The 6,009-nt window shown below is 56.2% G+C and carries 4 protein-coding genes; 2 read left to right on the forward strand and 2 right to left on the reverse strand.

Features of this window, described 5'->3' with window-relative positions; translation table 11 throughout:
* Nucleotides 1-5: 5 nt before the first annotated feature.
* Complete coding sequence (locus BMYO_RS00145; protein WP_094666597.1) at nucleotides 6-1,088, forward strand: acyltransferase family protein; 1,083 nt, start codon at nucleotides 6-8, stop codon at nucleotides 1,086-1,088.
* On the opposite strand, the gene BMYO_RS00150 is transcribed toward BMYO_RS00145, so the two are convergent.
* Both BMYO_RS00150 and BMYO_RS00155 read right to left on the reverse strand, forming a co-directional pair.
* Nucleotides 1,006-2,766: a hypothetical protein gene (locus BMYO_RS00150; protein WP_094666598.1), complete on the reverse strand. Its 1,761-nt coding sequence runs from the start codon at nucleotides 2,764-2,766 to the stop codon at nucleotides 1,006-1,008. The two genes, BMYO_RS00145 and BMYO_RS00150, sit on opposite strands and share 83 nt — an antisense overlap.
* Nucleotides 2,767-2,903: 137 nt before the next feature.
* The gene (locus BMYO_RS00155) at nucleotides 2,904-4,889 is read right to left on the reverse strand and encodes an N-acetylmuramoyl-L-alanine amidase family protein (protein ID WP_233427946.1); all 1,986 of its coding nucleotides are present in this window, start codon (nucleotides 4,887-4,889) and stop codon (nucleotides 2,904-2,906) included.
* Nucleotides 4,890-5,631: 742 nt separating this feature from the next.
* Here BMYO_RS00155 and BMYO_RS00160 point away from each other — a divergent pair.
* The coding region (locus tag BMYO_RS00160) for a helix-turn-helix domain-containing protein (RefSeq protein ID WP_143249072.1) at nucleotides 5,632-6,009 on the forward strand (378 nt) is incomplete at its 3' end.

Below are 6,009 nucleotides of genomic sequence, written 5' to 3' on the forward strand. Positions count from 1 at the left end.
CTCAAGTGACGCAGACTCGAATTCGCTTCTTTGATATCGCTCGTGGCATTGCCATCCTGTGTGTGATTCTGTCCCACAGTGTGCTGATGGCTGGCACGGTTGCACCAATGCATACCCTGTCCCACACGATTTACGCCGCATGTTTTTCGTTCCACATGCCCTTGTTCTTCATCCTGTCCGGGTATTTCATGCATCCGGAGCGGAAATTCCGGTGGGGCAAGGAGCTGCGAGAATTGGTGGGAACCTATGCGGTGACCGCGTGCCTGGTACTGGTCGGCATCGGCATTGCAGCCAAAGGTCTGCGTGTGAGTGTGCGGGAAGCGTTGAAGATCTGGGGGTCTGCTGCCATTTATGCGGCCGGTGATGTATCTCAGCGTGCTCTGTGGCCGCAAACCGCCCGCATTGGTGCTATCTGGTTCCTGCTGGCGCTATTCTGGGCGCATCTTCTGCTGCATATCTTTGCCAAACTGCCGTATACGCCGGTATGGGTGGTGGTTTCGTTTGTCATCGGCTATGCGTCCGCGCGTTGGATCTGGCTTCCGTGGGATATTCAGTCCGGTATGTGCACGTTGGCTTTCGTATATGTCGGTTACCTGATGAAGCAGCATGACATATTGTCCTGGCTGAAAAAGTATCCGGTGGTTTGGGCTGTGATGGCTGTGGTCTGGATTGCGGACATTGCGGTGTTCTCCGGATTCAGCCTTGCCCTCAATGAGTATGGTAAAACACCAGTACTGGCCGCGGTGGGCGGCATTGCCGGAACGGTCTGTATGATTGGCGTTTCCATGCTGGTGGACCGTATACCGCAGCCGCAGGTTGGTGGGGCGTTGGCATGGGTCGGTCAGACCTCACTCGCCTTGCTTTGCGCCCATCTCATCGAGGATGATGTGCTGCCATGGGCGCTGTTCCTCACGAAGATTCAGACAGTAATGCCTCACATGCCCTTGTGGGTTGTGCTTTTTGCCGTTCGTCTGCCACTGGACTTCTTCCTTGCCTGGTGTCTGTCTAAGCTGCCCTATGTGAACCTCTGGTTCTACCCGATGAAGGCCAAGCAGAACGCATTGAAGAACGCTTCTCGAATCGCGTGAGCAACCGAGTGATGCCGGTAAGCGACATCTGTGCTCCGTACGCGGCCATGGGAATCAGCATGAGATAGAAGGGCAGGGTGTATATGCCTTTGGCCTCCCATACCACGTAGCACAGGAATCCGCCGATGAATGCGATGGACAACAGCGACCGGGAATAGACGTCGGCTGCATCAACGAGGTTGCGGCGGTCGACGAATAAGCCGTGAATCAACGCCAACAAGCCTACGAAGCCTAACAGATACATAGCGCTCATGCCGATGTTCTGATAGGCCAGTACCAGATCGTTGTGCGGGGTGAGCACTACGCCGGCGATTCCCGAGAAGCTATGGCTGGAATGCCCCATCTGGGAATACAGAGAGGTCATGAACGTGGGTTCGCTCCATTCCGAGGTGAGCTTGGCCGTGAAGAACTCCACTCCACTGACAGGGGACGCTGCGAATTCGGATAGACTGTCCTGGATGGTCTTTCGCGCCGCATCAAGCTGAATCTGGTAGTTGCCGTTTGAAGTAGTCCATGTGTTGACGGCATCCGGCCCCCACCACCCGGGAACGGCACCTTTGGGGTGGCCTAGTCCGATGGCGATCCATGAAAGCATGGGCATTGTCTTATCGAATGATTGCCCTGACCAGGATTCAAGGAAGCGCACGGGCAATCCTGAAATGGTTTTGGCCAGCCAGGCCAATGGGAAAGCCGCGATGATCTGCCAGTAGCGTGAACCACTGCGCAATGCGGCAAGAATAATGGCGATGATGGCCGCCAGCAGCACAATGATGTACGTCGTCTTGAACAGCATACCCACGCCAAACACCACGAAGGCGGTTATCAGTAATGCCGCACTGCCGGCGGTTGTGCGGGCGGACAACGATTTGCGCAACAGCAGTGCTCCGATGAGCATGAAGCCGAGACCGATGATGTTCGTATACACGAAAGCGCAGTACATCAGCAGTGGCATGCAGGTGCAGCAGAGCGCCGTGAACGCGGCATGACCGGTTTTGTCCAATCCGATGGACGTGCCGAACCGCCAAAGCACAGCGGTAATAGCGATGATCATCAATGCGTTGATGAGCTGAAAGGCGATGACGTTGCCGATGCCGAAGATGGCGAATACCCCAATGAACCACAGCAGAGGCCCACTTTGGAAGGGATACCACGAGAAGTAGGCATATGGTGCCGGCAAGGCTGTGCAGCCTGCTGGCATGTTGCCCGGTAGGCAATAGGTTGGGTCAAACTTTTCCGGATGATGCTGAAGCACCGATGCCGCGGCATCCATGAGACTGCTTGAATCCGGATACCGATAGTCGGTCAGAGACAACGCGAAAATCCACCCGAACTGCACGATGGTGACGAATGCGAGCAAAAACAACAGTGTTCCACGTTCGGGCATACGTGCGAGCAGCGACGTAATGACCAGCATCAATGCCATGAATATGATCAGGCCGGCGAGAAAAGCGGCCGAAGGCGCTCCCATGTTGAAATTCATCGCCTCGGTGATGGAATCCGGCCCCGGATGCGATGTTCGAGAGATGAACGTCGGTGTGAACAGCAGCGAGAGGAGCAGCAGCAGGAATACGATCGCGCATTGTCCGGCAATCGCCAGAATCTCAAGCCATGCTGAAAGATGAGCGGACCAGTGCGATGCTTTGGTATGAACTTCATCATCAGAATGCTGATGCGTCATGAATCCCTCTCCAAGCTGATTCAGGGTCGTGCAGTTAGGCCCCACCTACCTTGCCTACATTACAGTAATGCCTGCCTTCCGCTGTGGAGAGGCAGGCATTACTAATGAACGGCGCTGGCCGATTCTACTGGTTTGAATCAGCCGCGTCCGGTAATCTTGTCGAACTCGTGCCAATCCTTCCATTCCGGCACCCATGTCTTGCCATGCGCCATGGCGCCGGTTTGCGGGTCGAAGTAGTACCATGCATCGTCCTGACGCTGCAGGCCCTTGACCATGACGCCGGTCTTGCGGTCGTAGCGTACCCACTTGTTTCCGACCGAAAGGTAGATGTCGCCGTGGAACATGGCGCCTGTCCGCATGGCGAACAGGTACCAGCCTGTCTTGTGCACGCCGTCGTTGATGTACTGCTCGCCGTAGTGCATGGCCCCGCCGTTCTGCGGATCGTAGTACACCCACTTGTCCGCGTTGGCGATGTACTGCAATCCGGTGCGCATAGCGCCAGTGCCGTAGTCGAACAAGTGCCATCCGTAATAACCGGGATCCGTGATGAACGCCTCGCCATGGACCATTTGGCCGGTATTGCGGTCGTAGTAGACGGTCTTGGTGTAGGTCTTGCCAGTCGCCGGCTTGGACGGTTTGTAGTTGCCGGTTCCATCGTCGGCCGGATCGTCTGCCGGAGTCTTGGACGGAATCGTCATGATGCCCTTGCGCATGGCTCCGGTCGCAGGGTCGAAGTAATACCAGCCGCCATAGCGGAAGTCTTCGCCCTTGACCATGTGCCCGGCGGAATCGTAGCGGACCCACTTCGCTGCTGTGGCGATGTACACGTCCTTGTCATGAGCCATCGTGCCATTGGCATCGATCCAGTACCAGGCATTGGAAGTGGGGTCGTACACTTCCTTGGAGACGGCGCGGATGCCGTCGTCGTACCAGTACTTTTCGCCGTCTTCGGTGACCCAGCCCTTGACTCCCGGCTTGTATTGACCATAGCCGAGTTGTTCACGCAGGTTCCAGATCACATTTTTGGCGTTCGGATTGGTGACTGTGAACACACTGCCGTGACGGTTGGGAATGATGTTGCCGTTGACGTCCACCGTGGTGATGCGTTGGGGGGTGCTCCAGTTGGCGGAGAGCCTGTTCGACTGCATGACGAATACGCCAGCCGTGCCGTCGTAGTTATGAGGCGGCCAATCCTTGAGCTTGTCCACATAGTAGTAGTATGAGCCCTTGTATTTGGCCAGATATGGTCCCTCGTAGCCGGTCACCACGTCTTTGTTGACCACGGTCCATGCGCTCGGGTCCTGAACGTCTTTCAGGTTCTGGATGGAGAAGATCTGGTTGGTGACGCCCTCTTTCTTGATACTGAGGTAGTAGCGTCCGTTCTCCTTATATATGGAGGGATCCAACCAGTCGTTGGCCTTGATGGGCAGGTTGATTGGTTCAAGGTCGCCGTAGGTGAGGTTCGGCTGTTTGCCGGGGTCCACGGCAGGGTCGGCACCTGGTTCCAGGTTCTTGACCTTCACGATGTAAGGTGACATCTGGTCTTTCTGCGGGTGCCCGTGCTTGGACCCGAAGTATCCGAGTGTGGTGACCACATACACGTCGCCGTTGTCGTCGACGAAGCCGTCAGTGCCCGCGGTGTCGTATTGGCCGCCTGTGAGCTTGCTCGCGCCTGCGGGCATGACGGTGGGCGCGAGATTCGTGGCGCTGCCGCTGTTCGGGTAGCTCCAATGCACGAGATCCTTGGATGAGCCGAACATGGGCGTATACCGCCAGCCGATGCCGGCCTGCTTTTGCACGAAGCCTGAGAGCATCCAGAATGTGCCGTTGCGGTAGAACAGGCCGGGATCGTGCAGTGCATGTACGTAGCTCGGGACGCCGGCGACGGTGTCGTCGCCGTGGCCTACGGCCTGATAGGCGGTGGAGAGCTTCTGGAAGTCCTTGCCGTTGTACGACATGTATACCGTGTCGGACAGGTCCTCATCGCTGTTCCAGAACGCCGCCAGCATGATGTCCGGATATACGGTCGCTTGAGCTGTGGGGGCAAAAATCCCCATGACGAACAGCAGCACGGTTATTGCGACAGCTGGTATGGGCAGCCGCCGGTAAGCGTGTGTATGCATAATCCCCTCTTCTGCAAATGCTTAGACGGGTAACAGCATAATACAAGCGAACGTCCGGGAAAGAGAAACAATAGGCGGAGTGCCAAAGAATAGATTGTGCTGCACTCAGAGCAGGCGGATACGCTGCAAGATGTTGTGAGCCCGCCGGAAGAAGCTCCTCCGGCGGGCTCACAACACCGCGATGTCCCGATGCAACACTTTATGCGAATAAAGTATTACTGAAAGTAGGTGCACAATTTGTGTCCACACAAACTCCACGCCTACCGAAAGAGGATAGCGTCATTTGCTGACATTGTCGAATCGGGGGGGCGAAACGCCGAAGCGGTTGAAGAGCGATGGGCAGTGAAGGCGTGTCATAAGTGTTTTCTATGGAAAGCTGTAACGAAGGCTTAACATATGCTGAGAATTACATCAGTGTAATTACGTCGTTTGCTGTAGCTTTTGAAGCTTTTTATGCTTGGAATATCAACGATGATTGAGGATATCCACAGTTGTCCACAATTCCGTCTGAGCGGTTGATAAGTCGGTTGATAGGCAAGAGCGTGGGTAATATTGAGCTGACTACCTGCTTACTCTAGGCAGATTTAGATTTGACAATGTCTAGGGGTGAGAGGTAGAAATAAGGCGCTATTGCTGTTTTCGTGGGTGGTTGTTTGCCGGTGAGGCGTTGAACCGGTAAGAGAAGAGCGCTTTTTGGTTAGGATGTTCATCGACCAAGAAAAACACAACCGAAAAGCGCCTGATGAACAGCATATTCAAACAGCTCCTCAACGTCAAAGGCATGGTCGTCGAGAACGTCTGCATCGTCGATGGTCCCATGCGCCCCGAACCCGTGCTCGAGGTGCGGGTGCGTCCGCGTGCGGGCATGCTCAGGTGCTCGAGGTGCGGGCGGAAGCGTCGTGGCTATGACCGTGGCGGCGGCGTGCGCCGATGGCGCCATCAGGATTTCGGATGCTGGCGGGTCGAACTGGTCGCCATGATGCCCAGGGTGGACTGCCCGAAGTGCGGCGTGGTGGTCGCGTCCGTGCCGTGGGCGGAGCCGGGAAGCCGGTTCACGCGGGACTTCGAGGCGGAGTGCGCGTGGCTGATGACCGTCGCCAACCAGAAGACCGTGAGCGGG

This window comes from Bifidobacterium myosotis (assembly GCF_002259745.1).
GTDB lineage: Bacteria > Actinomycetota > Actinomycetes > Actinomycetales > Bifidobacteriaceae > Bifidobacterium > Bifidobacterium myosotis.

What these genes read in the sequence shown, in the direction of transcription:
- BMYO_RS00150 (WP_094666598.1), bottom strand. Translation starts at nt 2,766, where the DNA reads ATGACGCATCAGCATTCTGATGATGAAGTTCATACCAAAGCATCGCAC.
- BMYO_RS00155 (WP_233427946.1), bottom strand. Translation starts at nt 4,889, where the DNA reads ATGCATACACACGCTTACCGGCGGCTGCCCATACCAGCTGTCGCAATA.